Origin of the sequence: Aequorivita soesokkakensis, from assembly GCF_001641085.1 — a bacterium.
GTDB classification, from domain to species: Bacteria; Bacteroidota; Bacteroidia; order Flavobacteriales; family Flavobacteriaceae; genus Aequorivita; species Aequorivita soesokkakensis.
The window spans coordinates 1-24094 of sequence record NZ_LXIE01000022.1 but is presented as its reverse complement, the minus strand read 5'-3'; the positions used below and the strand labels follow the sequence as shown (position 1 = coordinate 24094).

Genomic DNA, 24094 nt, shown 5'->3' with positions numbered 1-24094 from the left:
CAACAATTATTTTTTTATAGAAATGTCTTGACACATTTTTGCTAAGTTTGTTGGCAATGAAGAACGATTTGGTTTCCATAATCCTGCCCAATTACAATCACGCGCCATATCTTCAGGAGCGGTTGGAGACTATTTTCAACCAAACTCATCAAAATATAGAAGTTATAATTCTTGATGATGCCTCAACGGACGATAGCCTTTCCATATTAAAAGCTTACGAAAATCATTCAAAAGTCTCGCATTTCGTTTTAAATAAAAAAAACAATGGCTCTCCCTTCAAGCAATGGAAAAAAGGATTGGAGCTGGTGAAAGGTGATTATATATGGATAGCTGAGAGCGATGACCGCAGCGAGCTTAATTTCTTGGAAACTCAATTGGAACAATTGCAAAATTGCGATATGAGCGTTGCAAAAACAATTGTTTTTAATGAAAAAATTGATGGAAAAGAACTGTCGCATCCTGCTTTTATGAAAGGTAATGAAGCAATTTTAAATGAAGACTTGATATTGTATTGCCCAGTTCTTAATGTGAGTTCCGCATTATTTCATAAAATAGATAAGAGCAAACTTCACGATTCAAAATTCGGGAAATTCCGGATAATTGGTGATAGGGTTTTTTATCACGAATTTTTTCACGGCAAAAAATTGGCTTTCAATGACAGCACCCTAAGTTATTTTCGGCAGGAATTGAAAAACCTTTCAAATTTAGACTCCAAAACCTTAAAATACCTATCTGAATACTTTTGGGAGCATATAAAGTTTATAAATCTGGCTACCAAAAAAGATAATGCCTTGCAGAAAGCTCGAAAACCATATATCCATCGTTTTTTTAAAAGAGTGCGCGATAGGGTTTCCCGTAAAAATAAGTTGTCCGTTGCCTATTTGAAACTCTATCTTTACTATCGTTTTCAATTGTTGAAACCTTATTGAACCATGAAAATTGCTGTGGTGCTTACCGTAAAAAACGAAGAACGCTTGTTGCGAAACAATTTGTTTTACCATAAAACCATTGGCGCGGACCGCATATTTGTATATTTTGACAATACTACTGACAATGGAAAGGAATCCATTTCAGACCTCGATTTTGTGACCATTAATGATTCGGTATCTGCAAAAAAGTATGCGCATTTGGAATATCTTGAAAAATTCACATCCCAAGCAGAAGAACACCATACCGCCCGACAATGTTTAAACACTTTTGATGCACAACAGCAATGTGAAAAGGAAGGGATTGATTGGTTGATTTCTTTGGATGCGGACGAATTAATTTGCACAGATTTTAAAGAATCTTCAAATTTGAAATCTTTTTTCGAAGGAATTGATGAAAATGTTGAGGTTATAAATTTTAAAACCCTTGAAGCCCTTCAGCAAAAGGAAAGCTATGGCAATGTTTTTTTGGAGGAAACGCTATTTAAAAAAAATAGGAAACAGAAAAAAGGGGAGGATTTTCACAAAAACCTTTTCAACCCATTTACCAAAACTTCAGAAAAGTTTTCTTGGTGGTATGGGCAACATCTCGGAAAGGGAGCGGTTCGAATAGGAAAAGGAATTATCCCACATAATGTTCATAGATTTAAAAGAATCGATGGAAGTAAAGCCGAAACCCTAAATGCTGGAAATGTATTGCACTATCATGCCTATGACGCTGCAGATTTTATAAAGAAATTTACAAATTTTAGCGAGCATCCCAATACGTTTTTATCGGGAAACAAAGTGGAAGGTATAAAGCTTTTGTTGCGCGATATTGTTAATACTTCTGGCATGGATTCTGGGGAACTTAAGAAATATTTTAAGGAAAACCTTCTTTTTACTGAAGCGGAAGTACAAGATTTGAAAAAGGAAAAGACTTATTTTCTATTTAAAAAATTGTCTTCCCCTTTAAATGAAATAATTTCCGTCCAAAGAGTTTTCAAAAATATAATCCCTAAAAAGTGAAAGAATCCTTGACCATAGTCCTTTTTGATGGCAGTCTAAAAACCACGCCATTTATAAATAGATTGGCAGAAGGACTGGCAAAAAAGCACGCCGTTTATATCATTGGCTTCAATGACAGCTTGAAACAAAAAGTAAAAGGAGTTAATTATATGGCTTTGGGTGGTTCAGAAAAGCCTATGGATCTTTTGTTTCATTCTTTAAAAATTGCAGCACAGACTTTATTTAAAGTTGGCGATTTCAATCAGTTTTTTCAAACTTTTGAATATTTGTTCACTAGAAATTTAGAAAGATTAAAAAGGGAAAATTTTAATAAGGCAATCCAATTAATTAACCCAGATATACTTCACATTCAGTGGCCATCACTTTTGGAAATATGTAGGGATGCAATAACAAATCCAGAAATAAAAACTATTTTAAGCCAAAGAGGTTTTCAAAACAATGTTCGCCCATTTGTAGATGCTCAAAACTATTCAGAATTGCAAAAGTTCTACCCAAATATAGATGGTTTTCATTCTGTATCGCAAGCAATTTCAAAGGTTGGGGACAAAATTTTTCATTCGCCAAATAAAATTGATAAAGTTGTTTATTCCGGTTTTGATTTTGAAAAACTGCCGTTTAATTTCAATTATAGAAAAAACCAAACCTTAAAATTGCTTTCCATCGGGAGGCCACACTGGGTCAAAGGGTATGAATATGCTTTACGGGCCTGTGCTATTTTAAAAGAGAAGAATATCAGTTTTGAATATACTATCGTGGGCGGACAAGGAAATGAGGAGCTGCAGTTTTTGGTTGATGACTTAGGAATAAAAGAATATGTTCAGTTTACAGGAAGAGTTCCCCAAAAACAAGTTTACGAAATGATGCGGCAAAGCGATTTACTGCTGTTGCCATCAGTAATAGAAGGCTTGCCAAACATTGCCGTGGAGGCTATGGCCGTGGGTCTTCCGGTTATTTCAACAAAATGTGGTGGCGTAGAGGAATTGATTGTTGACAATGAAACGGGTTGGTTGGTTTCTGTACGAAGCCCGGAAGCGTTCGCAAAAGCAATTATTTCCTTTTTATTGGTTTCTGAAGATAGGTTGGAGGATATTCGTAAATCAGCTCGGATAAAGGTAGAAGCTCAGCATAATGAAGCTCAAATGATAGATGAAATGGAGGTTTTATATTTCAGGATTTTGGATAGTTTGTAAAACAATATCGCTGTTTTTCACGGCAATACTTTTTATTTTCACAGAGAATTATTAATTACTTTTACGAATATTACAAAACCCAATGTCAACTATTAAAACCCCAATAATTCCCAGCCGCCAACACTTTGTTCAAGTGGAAGGGGATAAAGAATTGGACAAGGAAGCTATTTGTATTTTTGTTGCGACGGGTTTTTTTTTGGATACGGATACCTATTGGAAAAATCAAAAAGTTTTGGCGCCTGCTTCCCAAAATTTGGTTGATGAAAGCGGTATTTTGATTGAAAGCAAACCTTGGTTCCAATGGCAATATAATCAGCGGGATATTACTTTTGAAAAGGCTTTAGAGGAATTTACTTCCCTTTTCGAGCAAATTATTGCGGAACAACTTCAAGATAATAAAGTAATCCTCCCCCTTTCGGGCGGGTTGGACAGTAGAACGCAGGCAATCGCGATCTCAAAATTAAAGAATTCAGTAACTTCCTATAGTTACTCTTTTAAGGGAGGATATCCCGAAAGTAATATTGCAAAAAAAATTGCCAAAAGTTGCGGGTTTGATTTTAAGGAATTTAAAATTGAGGCTGGGTACCTATGGCCAAACTTAGAGGAGCTGGTTGCAATAAATAATTGCTATTCCGAATTTACACATCCACGGCAAATGGCTGTTTTGGAAGACTTCAAAAAAATGGAAGGTGTTTTTTCCCTGGGCCATTGGGGCGATGTGCTTTTTGACCGTGGAGCTCCCGAAGGAATTGCCAGCGAACAATTGATGCCCATGATTTTAAAAAAGGTAGTTAAAAAAGGAGGGATGGAACTCGCCCAAGCGCTTTGGGACGAATGGAGCTTGGATGGCGATTTTGACTCGTATTTAAAAGATAGGATCGCGACTTTGCTTAATAAAATTGACATTCAAAATACAAGCGCCAAGTTCAGAGCCTTTAAAAGTATGTATTGGGCGCCACGGTGGACTTCCATAAATCTTTCAGTTTTTGAAGCTGCGCATCCTATTTCCCTTCCGTACTACGATGATAGAATGTGTCAATTTATCTGTACAGTTCCAGAAGAGTTTTTGGCAGATAGAAGGTTGCAGATTGCCTATATAAAACAGCAAAATCCGCAATTGGCAAAAATAACTTGGGAAGCCCAAAAGCCCTTCAACCTTTATACTTTTGAAAAAAATATAACGCCACATAATTTGCCTTATCGAGCTGGAAATAAGTTGAATCGAACAATCAAAGAAGCAATAGGGAAACCTTATGTGCAGCGCAATTGGGAGCTTCAGTTTTTGGGTATGGAGAACGACGAAAAATTACAGGATCATCTTTTTTCCGAAAATTTGCATCCTTTTATTTCGAAACCCTTAATTGCGAAGTTTTACAATCACTTTAAAAATGTGGATGCCGTAAAGTATTCCCATCCTTTAAGCATGTTGCTTACCTTGGCAGTTTGGAACAAAAACAGGAAAAATGGATAAGCGGATAAAGATTTTATATACTATTCCTAATTTTAAAACAGCAGGTAGTCAATATGTTTTGTTGTCACTTTTCAATAAAATAGATAAAACGCTTTTTGATCCCTATATATGCGTTGAAAAATTTCCTGAAAATATTCCAAATGTATTTCCTATTGATCGTCGCCTTACCTTTGAATTTACTGGAAATAAAAAAAAGGATATTATTGGTTTACGTAAAATTTTAAAGGAAAATAGCATAGACATTCTTCATTCCTGGGACTACAAATCCAATTATTTGGAACCTTTGGCTTGCAGGTTTTCAAATGTGAAATATCTATATACTAAAAAGAATAATGCTTGGTCCAAAAGATGGAAACTGAAAAGTTTATTGGCAAACCATATTGCTTATGACAATCCCGAGATGAAAAAGCGGTTTTTTGATTCATTTTTATTTGGAAAAAAAATTACTTTCATTCCCCACGGTGTAGATACTGAAGTTTTTAGGCCTTTGGAAAAAATGCTGCGTCAAACCTTTAATATTGGATGTATCGGGAATATAGGCATTAATAAAAACCAACTTTTTATAGTTGAAGCATTAAAAGATCTTCCAGAAAATGTGGTTTTGCACTTGTATGGAAATGAAGAAGAGGAATACAGAAAGCTTTTGGATAAACATATATTTAAATACAATTTAAAAAATCGTGTTCAGTTTCATGGATTTATTGAAAACAAAGAGCTGCCGGAATTTTTCAGAAATCTGGATGTCTTTATGCTTGCTTCCTTTCAAGAAGGAATGCCTGTTTCCATATTGGAGGCTTTGGCCTGCGGTGTGCCTGTACTGAGCTCAGATTCGGGTGGCGGAGCGAAATATTTGTTGGATTCTGAAAGTATTTTTTCGTTAAAAGACACCAGTGAATTGGTTGAAAAAACAATGAAGATTTACAATTTGGAAGAAGAAGAAAGAGAAGTTTTAGCAGCAAAAAGAGTTCAAACTATTCAAGAAAATCATTCTTTGGAAAAGGAAGTTAGAGCTTATGAAGCTTTATATAAAAAATTGACACAATAAATTTATGAAGCGCTTCAACAAACATTTAATCATTACGGGTTCGGCCAGAAGCGGAACCAGTTGGTTGAGTGAAGTAATTGCGCGCCAATTTCGATATAGAATGCTTTTTGAACCGGAGCACGAATTCAATACAGAAAAAGGAAAACTGCTCTGTGACCGATGGATAAAACGTAAAGAAGAAGCTCCAAAAGTGCATCAATATTTAAAAAAGGTTTTCAGTAATCGTGTGGACAGTGATTGGATAGGGCAGGTGAGCAACCGCAAATACAAAATGCATCTTTGGCCTTTTCTTCCCAAAAAATACATCATCAAATTTGTGCGGGCCAATCTTTCTGCGAAATACATGAGTGAAACGTTTAAAATTCCAGTAATTCATATAATCAGAAACCCGTACGATGTTATTGCTTCCCAACAGCGTGTAAAATTTCCATGGTTGTATAATTTGGATCACTTCAAAAGTCAACCGGAATTGGTAAAACTAGTAAAGGAAAAATTCAATTTTGACCTTCTAAAAACTGAAAATTTAAGCGCTTTAGAAATTCTTACCTTGCGTTGGTGCTTGGAGAACGTATTGTCATTGCAGGTTTTTGAGCCCTATCAATACAAACATCGCGTAATTAAACACGAGGATTTGCGGAATGATCTACAGGTTTTTCTCAATCTTTGTAAGGATTTTAATATAACTCCAATAACCAATATTGAAAGTGAGTACAAACGCCCATCCTCAAAAACACATCCTAAGAGCACAATAATTGATAATGCCAAAAATGATCAAAAATTCACCGTGGAAGAAATGCGGCAGATAAATGGGATGTTGAAACTTTTTGAATGTAAATTATACCCCATAGTTGAATAAAATCACTTCCAAATAATGCGAATAGGTATTGTACTTTCCAGCACCCCGGCATATTCCGAAACCTTTTTTCGATCCAAGATTGAGGGACTTATAAGGAATGGTTTTGAAGTAATACTGTATTGCCAAAAGAAAGATAAAAAGTTCAATCTCTGCCCAGTAGTGGTTGGGCCGCAAGTAAGCTCCAACCCGTTATTGCAGGGATTTTATTTTATAAAGGAATACTTATTATTGCTATTTTATCTTAAACGTGTTTTAAAATATATTAAACTGGAAAAAAAAGAAGGCAGCACGTTATCCCAAATTTTAAAGAAAATTTATCTGAATGCCCATTTGCTTAAAGCAGAATTGGACTGGCTTCACTTTGGGTTTGCAACACAAGCCATAGGCAGCGAAACGGTTGCAAAAGCCATAAATGCAAAAATGGCGGTGAGCTTTAGGGGGTTTGATATAAATGTTTACCCAATTAAAAATCCCGGCTGTTATGCGAAACTGTGGAAACACATTGATAAAGTGCATAGTATTTCGAATTATCTATTGCTTAAAGTTCAACACATGGGGTTGAATGAAAATGTCCCCTTTGCAATAATAACGCCTGCAGTTCAATTGGATTTGTTGCCAAAGACCGATTGTATTGAAATTCCGAAAACTCTTAAAATTGTCACCATTGCAAGACTTAATTGGATTAAAGGTCTTGATTTGGCAATAGCGGCAATGAAAATTTTAAAAAAGAAAGAGATTGATTTTGAGTATTCCATAATTGGCGATGGCGACCAAAAACAAACCGAGCGCTATAAATATATGGTGCATGAATTTGGTTTGCAAAATGAAGTTGTATTTTGCGGAAAAATGACTCACAGGGATACTTTGGAGGAATTAAAAAAGGCAGATATATATATTCAACCTAGTTTGAATGAGGGTTTTTGCAATGCTGTTTTGGAGGCTCAGGCAATGGGCAAATTGTGTATAGTTTCAAACAAAGGAGGTTTACCGGAAAATATTGTGGACGGGAAAACGGGATGGATATTTCCAGATTACAGCGCACAATGCTTAGCGGATACGATGCTAAGGGTTTTAAGCTTATCAAATAATGAAAAACAATTAATATCTGAAAACGCACGAAAAAGAGTAGAAAAAGAGTTTAATATTGAAAAACAGCAACAGGAATTTTTAAATTTTTACAATTAATAAAACCAATCGAAAGTTGAAACTCTACTACCCAAAAGCACATTATAATGAAAATTTTAGGACGTTGGTATTTCCTTTGCTAAAACCATTTATTAAAGGGGAAAACTTTACTGACGCGGAACGGATTGCGTTATATGGAATTTCAGAAAACGATTTTATTTTTACCGAGGTTTTGGAAGAAGCCGATTTGGTTTTTTTAACCATGGCCTGGAATTATTATGTAAATACAGATCGGAAAGATATAGCAATCTCTTTTGTAAAGCAATGTGAATTATTGAACAAAAAAGTAATTGCTTTTAACGCCGGCGATTTTGGGGTGAATATTCCAATTTTTGATAATTTGATTGTTTTACGTCCCAGCGGCTATAAATCCAAATTTTCCAAAAATGAGTATTCCATGCCTGCTTTTATCGAAGACCCACTTCCACAATATTTTAATTCAAATGAAATCATACAGCGTCCCTATAATCCAAAAGCCACCATTGGTTTTTGTGGGCAAGCGAATTCTTCACAAATAAATGCTGTCAAGGAAACTTTTAAAACGTTTCTACGGAATTTTAAATTTCACGTTGGTATCTCCAAAAACGATCCACAACTGTTGCTTTCAACTTCTTATTTAAGAGCATCTGCTTTAAAGTCATTACAGAAATCAAGTTTGGTTACCAGCAATTTTATATTTAGAAAGCAATATCGCGCTGGGGTCAAAAAGCAAAAAGAAACCCACAAGACGACGCTTGAGTTTTATGAAAACATAAATAGTTCCGATTATGTGGTTTGCGTACGTGGCGCAGGGAATTTTTCAATAAGATTTTATGAGACTCTGGCAATGGGTCGCATTCCAATTTTTGTAAATACAGATTGTGCGCTGCCCTTGGAAAACGAAATTGATTGGAAAAGGCATGTTGTTTGGATAGAAAAAAAAGAAATAAAAAACATTGCAGAAAAAGTAAAAGACTTTCATAGTGCCTTATCTTCCAATGATTTTATAGATTTACAAAATGCAAACCGAACCCTTTGGAATGAAAGGTTAACTTTGAATGGGTTTTTCAAAACATTTAGAATTAAATAAATGAAGATTAAAAAGTTACTTTCAGGAATTTTCTATTCCTTTAAAAAAGAAGGGGATCAACTTGTAAACTCTACTCTTTGCGGTATTCCATTAAAAACATTTCCGGGAACTGTAAGAAAAAAAACAGATCAAGATGATGCTTGGTTTTTTCATTTGGCAAAAAACCATAAAATTATTTTTGATGTTGGTGCAAATGTGGGTTACACGGCATTGCTTGCAATGATCCAGCAGCCCGATAGGGAATATCTGCTTGTAGATCCAAACCCATTGGCACTGCAAAAGGCCCAAGGTAATTTATTGAATAATAATATGGGGTTTAAAGCAAATTACTATGCAGCTTTTGTAAGCAATAAAAATAACGAGACTGTAAAGTTTTACACCATTGGAGCCGGCGCAGCTGGAAGTATGCATGCAAGTCATGCCGAATCTGCCGCTGCGGTTAATTCGTTTAAGAATGTTTTCACGGTAACCCTTGATTTTTTGTATTCCTATTACAAGCTAAAGCCCGATTTTGTAAAAATTGATGTTGAAGGAGCCGAAACTTTAGTAATGGAAGGTGCTTCTAAATTAGCTACAGAAACACAATGTACTTTTTTTATTGAAATGCATGATGTTGCGGATTTACGAATGGAAAATGCTGCAAACATAATGATTGATTGGGCAAAAAATAATGACTACAAAGTATGGTATTTAAAAACAGGGGAAGAAATTGTTAACGGAGAAATTGTAAAGGAAAGAGGAAAATGCCATCTCCTGCTTCTTCCAAAGGATAAACCATATCCAGAATATCTTGTGGGCATCAAGCAAAATATGCCACTTCCAGAGTCAATTTAAAATCTAATTTGAAAGCGTTTTACAGAAAACATGAATTTCAACAACTTAATAAAAAACCCAAAACCCTATGCTATTGCAGCATCGGAAAAAATTAAGAACAAGCTCCGTGTCTATTTTAGTAAAGGCAATAAAGTGCATTGCGAAATATGTAATTGGAACGGAAATGGGTTTTTTAATGGTAAATGTCCAAAATGCAATAGTCTTCCACGAACTCGACTAATTCCTTTTTCCCTTCGGCATTTCGGTTTAATAAAAAACAATCTGAACATTTTGCACATTGCACCAAACCTAAATGAATACAATTATGTAAAAAATACCTTTCAAAATATTAAACAATACGATAGGTTAAATATCCGGGCTGTACCGCACATTAACATGGAACAGGATATTACCAAAACAGATATTGCCGAAAATACATACGACCTCGTAATTGTTTGGCATGTTTTGGAACATATTGTCGATGATGAAAAAGCAGCTTCCGAAATTTACAGAATCTTAAAACCAAAGGGAAACCTATTGATGAGCGTGCCAATATATCCAAAAGGAAATATGGTTACCTATGAAGATCCATCAATTCCTTATGAAGATTATATGAAAGTCCATGGACATCCCGACCATTGTAGAAGCTGTGGTATGGATTATTGTAAAAGGTTTGAAAAAGTTGGTTTTAGCACAAAACTTCTAAACGTATATCAAAATGAGGATTTAAAAAAATATGGGTTAAGCAAAGACCACGTTGTATGGGCTTTCAATAAATAATTGTCTATGCTTTTTTCCTTTCTAAAATACTTGCAGCCAACACATTACTTTCAATTATACAGAAAGGATGGGAGTTCCATTTTCCCAATATTTGAAACCCTACCGCCCGAAGTTATCAGCCAGTTGGAACCAGAACAGCGGTTTAAAAGTGAAAAAGCTAAAGAATACGACCTTTCTTGGCAGGCGATTCATAAAGGATATATTGGCAATTCAGAAACTTATACTTCTTTCCAGAAACTGCCAATAATTGACGAATACCGTTTTCTGCGAAAATATTTCAATCCGGTTTGGGTTTTTTACGTTTTGATGTTGCGGATAATTTCCTTTAAAAATCCTTTTAAAGAAATAGCAGCTTGGAAAAATAGTAGAAATGTAAAACGCAGTAATTATCTAAAAACCCCAGTTCATTATTCAAATTGGAGTGATTTTCAGTCATCTTTGATTGCCGAAAATCCATTGATAAGTATTGTAATTCCAACATTGAACAGATATGAATATCTAAAAGATGTTTTGGAAGATTTACAAAAACAGGATTATAAAAATTTTGAAGTAATTGTTGTGGACCAATCCAATCCATTTCAGAAAGATTTTTACAGTCAGTTCAAACTTGAAATAAAACTTATCCATCAAACCGAGCGTGCATTGTGGCTTGCAAGAAATCGCGCTATTGAAACATCCAAAGGTGAATATTTATTGCTGTTTGATGATGACAGCAGAGTGGAACCTAACTGGATAAGCAACCACTTAAAATGTCTTGATTTCTTTAAAGCCGATATTTCCTCAGGTGTTTCTATATCTAAAGTTGGTGCTGAGGTGCCAGCACATTATTCTTTTTTTAGAATATCAAGTCAGTTGGATACAGGAAATGTTTTATTGAAAAAGCAAATTTTTAGGGAAATAGGGCTGTTCGACAGGCAATTTGAAAAACAGCGTATGGGCGATGGTGAGTTTGGCTTGCGTTCCTTTTTAAATAACTATAAAAATATATCCAACCCTTTTGCAGGAAGAATCCATTTAAAAGTGGGCTCTGGCGGCCTTCGGGAAATGGGGAGTTGGGATGCATTTAGACCCAAAAAACTCTTTGCCCCGCGCCCCATCCCAAGCGTGCTTTATTTATATAGAAAATACTTTGGCAAAAAAAGAGCCTTTTTGGCCATTTTGAGAAGTGTACCCCAATCCATTATCCCATACCGCTACAAGAAAAACAAAAAAATGTTGGTCTTGGGTCTTTTAATCTCGCTATTTTTGTTTCCGTTCGTAGTTTTGCAGGTTTTTATTTCTTGGAGGTTGGCGACGAAGAAATTAAGGGAAGGGGCAATGATTGGGGAACTGGATCTATAAACCACAAAGGCACAGAGAACACAAAGAAAAGATTATACACTCCGTGCCCTCTGTGTCTCTGTGGTGAAAAAATAAAATGATGCTATCTATTTTCTAAATTTGATGACCAAAATCCTCTTAATTACCTCCGAATTCCCTCCCCAACCGGGTGGTATTGGCAATCATGCCTTAAATTTGGCAAAAAATTTACAGGCCAATGGTTTTTACATCCAGCTAATCTGTGACACCCGTTCTACAAATGAAAACGAGGAACGTGAATTTGACAAAAATCTATCCTTTGATGTAATTCGAATTCGCAGAAAACAAATTATTTTTCTCAGTTATATAGATAGGATTAAGACGGCTTTTTCCTTCAGCCGAAACAATGAAATAATAATTTCTTCGGGTAAATTTTCAATTTGGATGGGCGCCTTCCTTTCATTTTTTTTTAAAAGGAAATTTATTGCGGTAATTCATGGCAGTGAGCTAAAGCTTCCAAATTTCATATTGAGAAAGTTTACCGATATTTCATTGAAACGTTTTGATAAAATTATTGCAGTTAGTAATTATACAAAATCCCTGGTTTCCCACCTTAACTTAAAAAATATTGAAGTCGTTCCAAATGGTTTTAAAATGGAAGCCCCTAATGGCTATAGGGAAAAAAGTGAACCGATACCAGTTATAATTACAGTGGGTAACGTTACCCAGAGAAAAGGGCAACATAATGTTATCAACGCTTTGCCATCTCTTTTAAAAAAATTCCCCGACCTAAAATACCATATTGTTGGCATACCAACAGAAAAGAGTAGGTTGGAAAAATTAATTTTAAATTTAAAGATTGAAAATGCGGTGGTTTTTTTTGGAAAAGTTTCGGAAGATGAAAAAACTGAATTGCTACAACAGGCCGATGTTTTCGTTATGTTGAGCGAAACCACAAAATCAGGTGATGCCGAAGGCTTTGGGATTGCAATCCTTGAAGCAAATTCGCTTGGAGTTCCAGCAATTGGGGCAAAGGGATGTGGAATTGAGGATGCCATTAATGAAGGGATCTCGGGAAAATTAATTAATAATAAAGATTCAAAAGAGTTTGTTGGAGCTTTGGAAGAAATTTTGAACAATTATGAAAGCTATTCCAAAGAAGCTAAAAACTGGTCGCAGAATTTTACTTGGGATAAAGTAATCGAGACTTATTTGAAAATTTTAAATGAATAAAGAATAAAGAATAAAGAATAAAGAATAAAGAGTAAAGAACAAATAACAATGGTAATAAATAATAAAAAATAACAATAAATAATAGTTAGTTTGAAACTCGCAATCATCTCCCATACCGAACACTACAGACAATCAGACGGAACAGTGGTTGGTTGGGGAGCTACAGTTAGTGAGATAAATCATCTAGTACAGGATTTTGATGAAATCATCCATATAGCTTTTTTACACCCGGGAGTACCGCCACCTAGTTCTTTACCCTATACATCTTCCAAAATAAAATTTGTTTCTTTAAAACCAGTTGGAGGGAAAGATTTTGCAGCAAAACTTAATATAATATGGCAGGCTCCTAAAATTATAGCTACTGTTCAAAAGACTTTAAAAGAAGTTGATGTTTTTCAATTGCGCACTCCTACTGGTATAGGCGTATTTCTCATTCCTTACCTAACGCTTTTCAACAATAAAATGGGTTGGTACAAATATGCGGGAAATTGGAACCAACAAAAGGCGCCTTTGGGATATGCTTTTCAAAGATGGATGCTAAAAAAGCAAAAAAGAAAAGTAACCATAAATGGCAATTGGCCACATCAGCCAAAACATTGTTTAACTTTTGAAAACCCTTGTCTAACAGGAGAAGAACGACAAGAGGGAATTAAAATAATAGAAAATAAAATTTACAGCGCCAAATTCACATTCTGTTTCGCCGGAAGGCTGGATAATGATAAAGGTGTACAAAGAATTATAGATGCTTTTGCAAATTTAAAATCATTGGAAAAAGTTGAAACCATTCACTTTATAGGAAATGGGGAAAATATGGAACGTTATATTGAGGAATGTAATAGTTTAAAATTACCAGTTGTTTTCCATGGATTTATGGAGCGAAAGAAAGTTTTTCAAATTTATAAGCAATCAAATTTTATCTTGTTGCCCAGTACAGCTTCTGAAGGATTCCCAAAAGTGATTGCCGAGGCTATGAACTATGGTTGTTTGCCTTTGGTTTCAAATGTTTCCAGCATAACACAATACGTTGGTTTGGAAAACGGATTCATTTTAGAACCGTGTACCGCAGGTGAATTGACACATAAATTGGAGAAAGCTTTAAATGAAGAAGCAAGTAAATTGAAAACCATGGCATTTCAAGCTCATAGAGATGTTGTTGATTTTACCTTTGAAAATTACCGACATAAAATACAAACGATTATTCTGAAATAACTCTATATAAAACTAAGAAATATCAAACCAAATAGATTTCAAAATATTAAACCTTTATCAGCAATCCTATTTCATATAGGTATTGGGTTTGTTGCTTCGGTTTATAGGCCGTTGATTTTGATTTATATGATAGCGGTTTTTCTGTATTTTACATTTGCTATTATTATAAAAAAGGATAAGCAAAAGGTCGTTTTTTTAGCCTGTGCTTATTTTACGGGGGCTGAAGTTTTTTTTAGGATGACAAAAGCCTTTATTTTTTATGAAACGGGTAAATATTCCGTGATATTTTTTGCTATTCTGGGAATGTTTTTTCTGGGTTTTAAAAAAAATGCCTTCCCCTATGTTTTATACCTTCTTCTTTTGATGCCGGGTATTTTAGTTTCTTATGAAGCAATAAGCTATGATGTTGATTTTAGGACTGCTGTGTTATTCAACATCAGCGGCCCTATTTGTTTAAGTATTGCGGCCGTATATTGCTATGGTAGAACTTTAAAGCTAAAAGATTTTTTTACGGTATTGGATTATATAGTTTATCCTTTGATAAGCATGACGGTCTATATTGTTCTATATACGCCAGATTTAAGGGATGTGATTACGAGCACTGCTTCAAACTCAGCAGTTTCGGGGGGCTATGGTCCAAATCAAGTTGCAACTGTATTAGGGTTAGGAGTTTTTATATTATTGACACGTTTGGTAATACCCTATAAAAATAAACTCGTGCATTTAGTAATGATGTTTTTTTTGGTTTTAATGGCATATCGTGCATTACTAACATTTTCTAGGGGTGGAGTATTGGTTGCGATTATCATTTCCATAGTATTTATAGGTATATTTTACTTTTCTACAAGTTTGAAAACCAAAGCAAAGGTTAGCTTGAAAATGTTTGGAATTATTGGGGTTACTTTGGGAATTTGGGCCTTTACGGTAATTCAGACTGGAGGTCTTATAGGCAATCGTTATGCTAATGAAGATGCCTTGGGAAGGGAAAAAGAAGATGTAACAACAGGCAGAACGGAATTACTTTCAACTGAAATAGATGCTTTTAAGGGAAGCCCAATATTTGGTGTGGGCGTTGGGCAAGTAAAAACATATTTTGAAACCGAAATTGGGGTAGAACTTCCAACCCATAATGAAATATCCCGAATGCTTTCAGAGCATGGAATGTTTGGGATATTTGCTTTACTGGTACTTATTTTTGCGCCAATAATTTCAAAAATGAAAGGCAGGAAAAACATTTATTTTTATCCCTTTTTAATATTTTGGGCTCTTACAATAGCCCATTCCTCTATGCGAATTGCAGCTCCAGCATTTATTTATGCACTTTGTTTATTAAACATTGACTATGGATCTCCAAAAAAACAGATAAAAGCAAATAAAGCTTTGCAAAACAACTAAGAATATATTGTTTACAGATGAATAAGAAAAAAAACCTACTTTATATAGGTAACAAACTTTCCAAAAAAGGCAGTACGGTCACATCCATTGAAACCTTGGGAAATTTTCTTAAACAAGAGGGATATTCTGTAATTACCGTTTCTTCATTTAAAAATAAATTGTTTCGAATACTAGATATGCTCTGGTCCACATTTCTAAATAGAAATAAAGTTTCTCTTGTTTTAATTGATACCTATAGCACGCAAAATTTCTATTACGCTGTTGCTGTGGCAACTTTATGTAGAATAATCAAAATACCTTATGCTCCTATATTAAGAGGGGGAAACCTTCCCAATCGTCTGGATAAAAGCAAAAAAACCAGCCAAAAAATTTTCAATGGAGCCAAAATGAATATAGCCCCATCCAATTATATACTGCAAGAATTCAATAAAAGAGGCTTTGAAAATCTTATCTATATTCCAAATACTATAGAAATAGAAGATTACCCTTTTCAACTTAGACAATCAATAACCCCAAAGCTTTTATGGGTGCGTTCCTTTTCAGAAATATACAACCCGGAAATGGCACTGGAAATAGTGGAATTACTAAAGAAAAAAGGATTGAATGTCACTCTTTCCATGGTGGGCCCAGACAAAGATGGTTCTCTGGAAACCTGTAAAAGAAAAGCCGCTGAATTAAACCTACCCATTACATTTACAGGAATGCTGAACAAAAAAGAATGGATAGCACTTGCCAAGGACTTTGACATCTTTATAAACACCACCAATTTCGACAATATGCCAGTGAGCGTAATGGAGGCCATGGCTCTCGGATTGCCCGTTATTTCAACAAACGTGGGAGGGATGCCTTTTTTGATTGAAAATAGTATTGATGGTATCTTAGTGTCTCCAAACTCCCCGGAATCTTTTGTGCAAGCCATTGAAGAATTATGTACCGTCCCTTTAAAAGTTCAAAATATCACAAAAAATGCCCGCGCCAAAATGGAAAATCTTGATTGGGAAATGGTAAAACATAAATGGATTAAACTTATAGACGATTGAATTTGAGTAAATTTGAAGAATTGGCCATTTGTTAATAATTTAATATTAGATGACAACCACAAAGAACACTGAGTAGGCACAAAGAACACCAAGCAAAACTTTGTGCGCATTGTGAAACCTTTGTGCACTTTGTGGTTAAAAAGACGTCCTTAGCAAAACCAGAAAACGATTACTTATGTCTAAAAATAGCAGCATTCATTTCGATATATCCGAACGTAAAATATTACTTCGTATTCTGGATATTGTTTGTGTTTTGGCATTGCTTTATGTTGTAGGTACTGTTTTTAATTTTGATTATTTCAAGATTAATTCCCAGCACTGGGTTTGGTCAATCGTTTTGGCAGTATATCTTACCGTTTTCGCAACTATTTTTGAATTGTATAACCTTCAAAAAGCAAGCAAGTTTGATGTTGTGGTAAAAAACGTTATTATCACTTCTTCAGTTACCGTATTGTTCTATTTGTTGACGCCTTTTTACACCCCTATGTTACCGTCAAACCGCTTGCAGATAGTCTATTTCTTTTTGGCGATTAACATTGCTATGTTGGCATGGCGTTATGCATATATAATCCTCATATCGGCGCCGCGTTTTTATAAGCGGGTTTTGCTGATAGCAAATTCGCAAGACGTGGATGCAATTGTTGAGTCACTTCAAAAATCCGATCCAAATTATCGTGTAATTGGTTATTTTAATACAGGCCCAAATGACGGAACTATTGTCAATAATCTTGAAATAGATGTCATCAGTATCCGTGATATTGCTTTATTGACGAAAGAAATGACCATTTCTGAAATTGTTGTGGGCACCCCGCTTTCGGAAGGAATGACGGTGGAACTCAACAACCAACTGATAAAACTGCTCGAAAACGGAATCCCAATTCGCGAATACACCCAGGTTTATGAAGAATTGACACATCGTATTCCGGTGCAACACGTTGAAAAGGATTTCTATCGCTATTTCCCGTTTAGTAGAAGCAATCAAAACAAGCTCTATCTTTTTTTCAATAGAATTTTGGATCTTTTCTTTTCAATCATCGGCCTCGCTTTCGGACTTATTTTGTTGCCTTTTTTTATAATCGGAAACTTGTTGGCAAACCAAGGCCCTTTGTTTTACAGCCAAACTAGAGTTGGAAAAAATGGCGTACACTTCAAGATTTATAAATTGAGAAGTATGATAATTAATGCGGAAAAGAATGGCGCCCAATTTGCAAAATTAAAAGATAGGCGCGTCACAAAGTTTGGTCGTTTTTTAAGAAAATCCCGATTTGATGAAATTCCGCAGTTTATAAATGTTATAAAAGGCGAAATGAGCGTAATTGGCCCTCGCCCGGAACGCCCTGAATTTGTTGAGGATTTAATAGAGAAAATACCTTTTTATGAAGTACGCCATCTTGTAAAACCCGGTGTAACTGGCTGGGCGCAAGTAAATGCGAAATACGGGTCTAGTGAAGAAGATTCCCTTGAAAAACTCCAATACGATTTATATTATATAAAACATCGAAGCCTCTTTTTGGATATTACAATTATTATTAAAACGCTAAGTACTATTGTATTTTTTAGGGGACAGTGAGTTAGTGGTCAGCAATCAATGTTCAGTATTCAAGGAGCAGTTGGGACAGATTTGAAAGTTGTCGCGGCGGAAGGATTTGCTACTATTTGAATTTGTGATTTGTGATTTGGAATTTGGAATTTGGAATTTGCGATTTGCAATTATCAACATTTTTTCCTGTCCAAAATACTACCTCCATAGCTACTCCATAGTAGAGCCATAGTAAAGCCATAGATAGTTCATTAAAACGTAAGAAAAAGGTGTGTTTTTCCTACAAAATTTACACTACCTAAAATTGATATGAAAAGTGCCAATTTTTCATATCAATTCATAACGATTTGATACGTGATATATCTTAGAAAAGAATTTAATTTCAACAACCAACAACCAATAACCAACAACCGACAACCGACAACCCACAACGGACAACTTACTCTTTCTTTCCAATAAAATACATCAAATAAATATACCGAACTGCCAAAGCTACCAATAGCGGCAATAAGCCAATGGCAAATATCTGAACTCCCGTTAGCCAATGAATGGCCAGAAGTACTAAAAGCAATAGTAAAAGAAGGACATATCGCTTTATTTTAGGTGAAATGTGTTTTTTTGTAATTGCAAAAATCAGTAAAATTGAAATAGGAAAAGCCCACAATAAATTATAATTATTGGCAGTGGCAGTGTGGTCTGTGGCAAACCAGAGCAACAGAAGAAACACACCGATCAAGCCCGTAAAAAAGAAAAGGAACGTATCTAAATAGCGACTTCTCACTTTTCTTTTATAATCTTGATAGGTAATAAAAACAATCAAAAGCCCTAATATTCCCAAAATAAATAGAGGACTCAGAAAGAAATTATTTTCAGTTGGGGTAGGAGTGTTTTCAAAAAGAACGGCTGTATGTTTCACTAAACTTTCTGAAACCCCATTTCTGTTTATAACAGCATTTGCAGCTCCTTCGTAAACATATTCCGGAAGAAATTGATATTCTATGGGTTTTGCTTTTCTATCTATCACTGCGCCCAAAGCAATGTCTATGCCCAAACTTCCCCAAGAATTTGCTTGCAGATTTTGCTGTATAAGTTCCCGGAAAGTAAGCTCTTCTTTTATATGGTCTTCCTTAAATTCCAATTTATTGCCTAATACTTTTTGAACTACATCGCGAATTTTGGTAGCGCAATTGTCAAAAAAGAAATCGTATTTATATTTTTTGTTTTCGGGCTTTAAATTATTCCACAAATAATCAGAAATAGCTTGTTTTTCTGAAAGGGTAAGATTTAAAGTCTGCTCTTTCATCCAGCGGTTTTGGGCTACATAACGCGAATGGAAAGAATTGTAATAGTCTGCACCCAATTGATAAAGCAGTTTTCCCTGGGCAAACTTGAGGTAGAAATTCGGCGTGTTAAAATCGTATTCACCATAATTGAAAACTACATCCTGCCCTGTTGCAGGATCTTGAATTCGAAATGCACTGTGACCAAACTTATCATAAAGCTCAGCTCCCGGACCGATAGTAATGATGCTTATTTCCGAACCTTCAGACAAGGGAACGAATTGTGCTTTTACGGAAAGACTAATTATAAATAGTAAAAGGAAAATGTATTTTTTTTTCACCACGAATACACTAATATTTTTGTTGTTGTAAATCTTGGGTCTTATTTAAGATTTATTGCTTATAAATTCGCCGATTCCTAAACTCATCGACTTCTCAACTCGTCTACTTTTACCTAAAAATCTCCCAATCCAGTTTCAACGAAAAAACATTGGAATATAGTGCCGCACTTTGGTCGCCAATATCTGTCAGGGCATAATCTACTTGAATACCTTTGTATTTAAAGCCTACGCCAATATTCGGTTGAAAACCTACCGAATCACCTCCGTCCAATTGTTTTATGTTCTGAAAATTCCCTACGCCACCACGAACGTAAACCATATCTATATATGCAAATTCAAGACCCAAGGAAGGGGTAATACTCGCAAAGGAAGTAGAAATAATATCATTTGTTTCAGCAAAACGGAAATTTAGATCAACTTCAGCCAACAATGAAAAATCATAGTGATACACAAATTTTCGTGCCATCCCCAATTGCAGTTTTGGAATAGTAATTTCAGTAGTCTCGGGCAATTCTTGGTTTTGGCCTTCAACGGCTCCCTGAATTTCGGCAAACTTTTCCTTGTCAATGCTCCACGCGTTGAAAGTGGTTGTAATGTCTCTTGCCATTAATCCAAACATCCATTTGTCACTTTTAAATTGAATGGCAGCATCCAATCCAAAACCCCAAGAGGAAGCAAAATCGCCAATAATCCTTCTGATTACTTTTGCGTTTACACCATAATTTAAACCATCCAAGGGAAGCCGGCGTGCGTAAGAAAAAGTCACCCCATAATCAGCTGTAGAAAAAAGACTGATGCGATCGTAAGAAATATTTCCTTCGTCGTCAATCAATTGGGTTGTGTTCAAAATATCGTCCACCCCAAAGCGGATCACGGAAAGCCCAACTGCACTTCTATCATCCAGTGGCATTGCAAAAGCGGCATAATCGTAATTTGCAATGTTTGCAAAATAAGAGGCGTGCATCAATGAAATTTGTTTGTCCTCAAGATTTACCAAACCAGCAGGGTTCCAATAACCTGAGTTTACGTCAGCTGAAGAAGCAACCACAGCATTGCTCATCCCGAAAGCGGCGGCATCAACACCTATATTCATAAATTCATTGGAATATTTACGCACGGTCTGCGCACTCAGCGTGGCTGAAACGAGAATTAAAACAAGTAAAAATTTTTCTTTCAAGCTTTAAAATTTTGAACAAATATGGCACTATTTTACAGAATACTAAACTTTAAATTTATGCACATATTGTGTTTTGATAGCTTTGGACGGAAATACTTTGTTATTTTTACACAACTTTGTCTGGTCGAGCCCTTCGGCTTCGCTCAGGATAAACTAAAGTCGAGACCTTGTTAATTATAAATATGATAAAACAAATACCAAACATCATCACCTCCCTAAACATCCTTTGTGGTTGTGTGGCTATACTTTTTGCGGTTTCTGGCGATTTGATAACAGCATCTTTCTTTGTTTTCCTCGGAATTTTCTTTGACTTTTTTGATGGGCTTGCGGCAAGATTATTAAAAGCCCAAAGTGAAGTGGGACTGCAGCTGGATTCCTTGGCAGATGTTATTACCAGTGGGGTAGCGCCGGGAATTGTAATGTTTCAATTGTTTAATCTGTCCTATTTCCATCAAATGCAAACACTTACAGAAACCTTTTCGTTGGAGGGGTGGAATATAAGTTTTAAAAATTATCTACCTCTTATTGGCTTGCTGATTGTAATTGCCTCTGCCTACCGTTTGGCAAAATTTAATGTGGATACACGCCAAACGTCGGGTTTCATTGGTCTTCCAACTCCTGCAAATACACTTCTTATTTTAAGTTTACCTTTAATTTTACAATTTCAGTATTCTGAATTGGCGGAAACCATTATCCTTAACCAATGGTTTTTGATAGGAATGACAGTACTAAGCTGCATCTTGCTGAATGCCGAAATTCCGCTCTTCGCATTAAAATTCAAAACGTGGGATTTTAAAAGCAACGCCGTCCGCTATGTATTTTTGATACTTTGTGTTGTGCTTTTAGTACTCTTGAAGTTTTTAGCAATCCCCTTTATAATTCTTCTTTATATATTGCTTTCTCTGTTTAAACACAAAGATCACTAAGTAGGCACAAAGGACACAAAGTAATATCTGTACTTTGTGATTCAAAATAAAAGTTAAATGTGTTTATTATGACTGAAAATCAAATAGCCAATAAGATTATAGGATGTTCCCTAGAAGTCCACAAGGCACTTGGTCCTGGTTTGTTGGAATCTGCTTATCAAGAATGTCTTTTTTATAAGTTAATGAAAGAAGGCCTAATTGTTGAAAAACAAAAGCCTATGCCACTTATATTCCAGGAAGTGAAATTGGAGATAGGTTATAGAATCGACATATTAGTTGAAAATAAGGTTGTTATTGAAATAAAAAGTGTGGAAGCATTAAACGACGTACATTTAGCACAGACCCTTACATATTTAAGACTTGGGGATTTTAAGTTAGGGCTTCTGATAAATTTTAATGTGAGTCTGTTAAAGCACGGTATTAAAAGAGTTATAAACGGAACATTGTGAATTTAAAACCTTTGTGATCTTTGTGGTAAAAAAAGCATAGACACAAAGAACACCAAGAAGGCTCAAAGAGCACAAAGTATATTCAGTCAATTTTAAGAAAACCTTATTTACTCGTGTTTAAATTAGAAAGGAAAAAAAACAATGAAAGCTTTGTGAACTTTGTGCAACCATTGTGTCCTCTGTGGTTAAAAATCCCGTATTGTAATCAAAACTCCAATTTCTTCTTCCTAAGCTCGAAATTCTGCCCAAGATATACTTTCCGAACCATTTCATCTGCGGCAAGTTCTTCCGGCACTCCGTGTTTTAGGATACTTCCTTCAAACATCAAATAGGTTCTATCGGTAATTGCCAGTGTTTCCTGCACGTTGTGGTCGGTAATAAGAATTCCGATGTTTTTGTTTTTAAGCTGTGCCACAATGCGCTGAATATCTTCAACTGCCACGGGGTCAACTCCTGCAAAAGGTTCATCCAAAAGAATAAAATGCGGATCTGTAGCCAAGGCACGGGCAATTTCGGTTCTTCGTCTTTCGCCCCCGCTTAAAAGATCGCCACGGTTCTTGCGGATATGTCCCAAACCAAATTCCTCGATAAGCGATTCCATTTTTGCGCGCTGCTCTTTTTTTGAAAGCTTCGTAAGCTGCAATACACTTAAAATATTGTCCTCAACGCTCAACTTCCTAAAAACCGAAGCTTCCTGCGCCAAATAACCAATTCCATTTTGTGCACGTTTGTACATTGGGTATTTGGTGATTTCTGTTCCTTCCAAAAAGATATTCCCACCGTTTGGTTTTATCAGCCCAACAATCATATAGAAGGAAGTGGTTTTACCCGCACCATTCGGTCCAAGTAAGCCCACAATTTCACCTTGGTTTACCTCCACAGTGATTCCTTTTACAACCTTTCGGCCTTTATAGGATTTCATTAAATTTTCGGCTTTTAGCTTCATTTTGATTTTGTTTTTAAACTTGGCTTATGCTATAAATTTACCACAGAGACACAAAGGCCACAAAGTTATAGTTTGCCATTTATAATTCTTTTTAGGCCATCAATAACCTTTACTTCGTTAAAGTTGATTAAAAGTCCGAGTTTTAAATCTTTCAATTTTAAGTAAGTTAATAATTGTGCTGTATGGATAGGCGCCAAAGAATCAACTGATTTTATTTCAACAATTACTTTGTTTTCCACAATCATATCGATTCGATAACCAGCATTAAGCTTGATATCTTTGTAAATTACTGGAAGTGGAATTTGTTGTTTAACATCCAAGCCCAATAATTTTAATTCGTGACCTAAACACATTTCGTAAGTGCTTTCTAACAAACCAGGCCCTAGTTGTTTATGAACCTCAATACTCGCACCTATTATTTTTGAAGAAATTTCGTTTTCGGTCATTATTTAATTTTCTTTCTTCGTGCCCTCTGTGCCTTTGTGGTTAAAATATTTTGAGCTTATAAGGTAAAGTTAGCAATTATTATTTTGCTTCCAAAGCTTCCCAATATTCAAAAGCCCTGCGCAAATGAGGAATTACGATAGTTCCCCCAATCAAAAGCGAAATGCTCATCCCTTCAACCACTTCTTCTTTTGTCAAACCAAGTTTGTGGCATTCCTCCAAATGATAACGAACGCAATCATCACAACGAAGCACCAACGAATTGCCCAATCCTAAAAGCTCCTTTGTTTTCTTCGGAAGCACGCCTTCCATATAGGCATTGGTGTCCAGATTAAAAATTCGCTTGATGATTTTATTGTTGTCAGCAAGCATCTTCTCGTTCATCTTTTCTCGATAAGCATTAAATTCCTCAACTATATTATTTTTCATTCGAATTTTTTAAAAATGAATTTTTTTTATTGAACATTGAACA

General features: G+C 35.4%; 23 protein-coding genes. 18 read left to right on the top strand and 5 right to left on the bottom strand.

The features are described 5' to 3' along the window. Positions 1-56 precede the first annotated feature (56 nt). The 16 genes from A7A78_RS08455 to A7A78_RS08380 all read left to right on the top strand — a co-directional run bounded on the left by A7A78_RS08455 (position 57) and on the right by A7A78_RS08380 (position 18089). On the top strand, positions 57-929 hold the full coding sequence (locus A7A78_RS08455; protein ID WP_068762023.1) for a glycosyltransferase family 2 protein: 873 nt from the start codon (positions 57-59) through the stop codon (positions 927-929). A gap of 3 nt (positions 930-932) precedes the next feature. Then, positions 933-1934 (top strand): glycosyltransferase family 2 protein, encoded by a 1002-nt coding sequence (locus A7A78_RS08450; protein WP_068762022.1) that lies wholly within the window; start codon positions 933-935, stop codon positions 1932-1934. Beyond that, positions 1931-3124, top strand: coding sequence for a glycosyltransferase family 4 protein (locus A7A78_RS08445; protein WP_094746087.1), 1194 nt, complete (start codon positions 1931-1933; stop codon positions 3122-3124). The genes A7A78_RS08450 and A7A78_RS08445 overlap by 4 nt, the downstream gene beginning before the upstream one ends. Before the next feature lie 82 nt (positions 3125-3206). Then, complete coding sequence (locus tag A7A78_RS08440; RefSeq protein WP_068762021.1) at positions 3207-4595, top strand: asparagine synthase-related protein; 1389 nt, start codon at positions 3207-3209, stop codon at positions 4593-4595. After that, positions 4588-5640 carry a glycosyltransferase family 4 protein gene (locus A7A78_RS08435; RefSeq protein ID WP_068762020.1) on the top strand — a complete coding sequence of 351 codons (1053 nt, stop codon included), beginning with the start codon at positions 4588-4590 and terminating at the stop codon, positions 5638-5640. The genes A7A78_RS08440 and A7A78_RS08435 overlap by 8 nt, the downstream gene beginning before the upstream one ends. Before the next feature lie 4 nt (positions 5641-5644). Beyond that, complete coding sequence (locus A7A78_RS08430; protein ID WP_068762019.1) at positions 5645-6496, top strand: sulfotransferase domain-containing protein; 852 nt, start codon at positions 5645-5647, stop codon at positions 6494-6496. Between the two features lie 15 nt (positions 6497-6511). Then, positions 6512-7681, top strand: a complete 1170-nt coding sequence (locus tag A7A78_RS08425) for a glycosyltransferase family 4 protein (RefSeq protein ID WP_068762018.1) — start codon at positions 6512-6514, stop codon at positions 7679-7681. Between the two features lie 16 nt (positions 7682-7697). Next, the gene (locus tag A7A78_RS08420) at positions 7698-8750 is read left to right on the top strand and encodes an exostosin domain-containing protein (protein WP_068762017.1); all 1053 of its coding nucleotides are present in this window, start codon (positions 7698-7700) and stop codon (positions 8748-8750) included. Beyond that, entirely contained in the window at positions 8751-9584 is an 834-nt protein-coding gene (locus tag A7A78_RS08415) for an FkbM family methyltransferase (RefSeq protein WP_068762016.1), read from the top strand. A gap of 30 nt (positions 9585-9614) precedes the next feature. Then, positions 9615-10343, top strand: a complete 729-nt coding sequence (locus A7A78_RS08410; protein WP_068762015.1) for a class I SAM-dependent methyltransferase — start codon at positions 9615-9617, stop codon at positions 10341-10343. A gap of 6 nt (positions 10344-10349) precedes the next feature. Further along, positions 10350-11684, top strand: coding sequence for a glycosyltransferase family 2 protein (locus A7A78_RS08405; protein WP_068762014.1), 1335 nt, complete (start codon positions 10350-10352; stop codon positions 11682-11684). 102 nt (positions 11685-11786) lie between these two features. Next, positions 11787-12875 (top strand): glycosyltransferase family 4 protein, encoded by a 1089-nt coding sequence (locus A7A78_RS08400; protein ID WP_068762013.1) that lies wholly within the window; start codon positions 11787-11789, stop codon positions 12873-12875. Positions 12876-12965: 90 nt separating this feature from the next. Next, positions 12966-14084 (top strand): glycosyltransferase family 4 protein, encoded by a 1119-nt coding sequence (locus tag A7A78_RS08395; RefSeq protein WP_068762012.1) that lies wholly within the window; start codon positions 12966-12968, stop codon positions 14082-14084. Between the two features lie 237 nt (positions 14085-14321). Further along, complete coding sequence (locus tag A7A78_RS08390) at positions 14322-15479, top strand: O-antigen ligase family protein (protein WP_165593557.1); 1158 nt, start codon at positions 14322-14324, stop codon at positions 15477-15479. Positions 15480-15496: 17 nt separating this feature from the next. Continuing rightward, positions 15497-16519 carry a glycosyltransferase family 4 protein gene (locus A7A78_RS08385; protein ID WP_068762010.1) on the top strand — a complete coding sequence of 341 codons (1023 nt, stop codon included), beginning with the start codon at positions 15497-15499 and terminating at the stop codon, positions 16517-16519. Positions 16520-16694: 175 nt separating this feature from the next. Then, complete coding sequence (locus tag A7A78_RS08380) at positions 16695-18089, top strand: sugar transferase (protein ID WP_068762009.1); 1395 nt, start codon at positions 16695-16697, stop codon at positions 18087-18089. 409 nt (positions 18090-18498) lie between these two features. Here A7A78_RS08380 and A7A78_RS08375 read toward each other — a convergent pair whose 3' ends face one another. Together A7A78_RS08375 and A7A78_RS08370 are read right to left on the bottom strand one after the other, a co-directional pair. Continuing rightward, positions 18499-19680: a lipoprotein N-acyltransferase Lnb domain-containing protein gene (locus tag A7A78_RS08375; protein WP_068762041.1), complete on the bottom strand. Its 1182-nt coding sequence runs from the start codon at positions 19678-19680 to the stop codon at positions 18499-18501. 109 nt (positions 19681-19789) lie between these two features. Beyond that, a complete protein-coding gene (locus A7A78_RS08370; protein WP_068762008.1) occupies positions 19790-20857 on the bottom strand; it encodes a putative type IX sorting system protein PorV2 in 1068 nt (355 codons plus the stop codon). Between the two features lie 182 nt (positions 20858-21039). Here A7A78_RS08370 and A7A78_RS08365 point away from each other — a divergent pair, with 182 nt between their 5' ends. Both A7A78_RS08365 and A7A78_RS08360 read left to right on the top strand, forming a co-directional pair. Then, entirely contained in the window at positions 21040-21783 is a 744-nt protein-coding gene (locus A7A78_RS08365) for a CDP-alcohol phosphatidyltransferase family protein (protein WP_068762040.1), read from the top strand. A gap of 68 nt (positions 21784-21851) precedes the next feature. Further along, on the top strand, positions 21852-22232 hold the full coding sequence (locus A7A78_RS08360; protein WP_068762007.1) for a GxxExxY protein: 381 nt from the start codon (positions 21852-21854) through the stop codon (positions 22230-22232). A gap of 205 nt (positions 22233-22437) precedes the next feature. Here the strand turns inward: A7A78_RS08360 and lptB are convergent, their stop codons facing one another. The 3 genes from lptB to A7A78_RS08345 all read right to left on the bottom strand — a co-directional run bounded on the left by lptB (position 22438) and on the right by A7A78_RS08345 (position 24051). Continuing rightward, entirely contained in the window at positions 22438-23178 is a 741-nt protein-coding gene (gene lptB, locus A7A78_RS08355; RefSeq protein WP_068762006.1) for an LPS export ABC transporter ATP-binding protein, read from the bottom strand. A 65-nt stretch (positions 23179-23243) separates the two neighbouring features. Next, positions 23244-23624, bottom strand: a complete 381-nt coding sequence (locus A7A78_RS08350) for a GxxExxY protein (RefSeq protein ID WP_068762005.1) — start codon at positions 23622-23624, stop codon at positions 23244-23246. A 79-nt stretch (positions 23625-23703) separates the two neighbouring features. Beyond that, positions 23704-24051, bottom strand: a complete 348-nt coding sequence (locus tag A7A78_RS08345) for a carboxymuconolactone decarboxylase family protein (protein ID WP_068762004.1) — start codon at positions 24049-24051, stop codon at positions 23704-23706. Between the last annotated feature and the right edge of the window lie 43 nt (positions 24052-24094).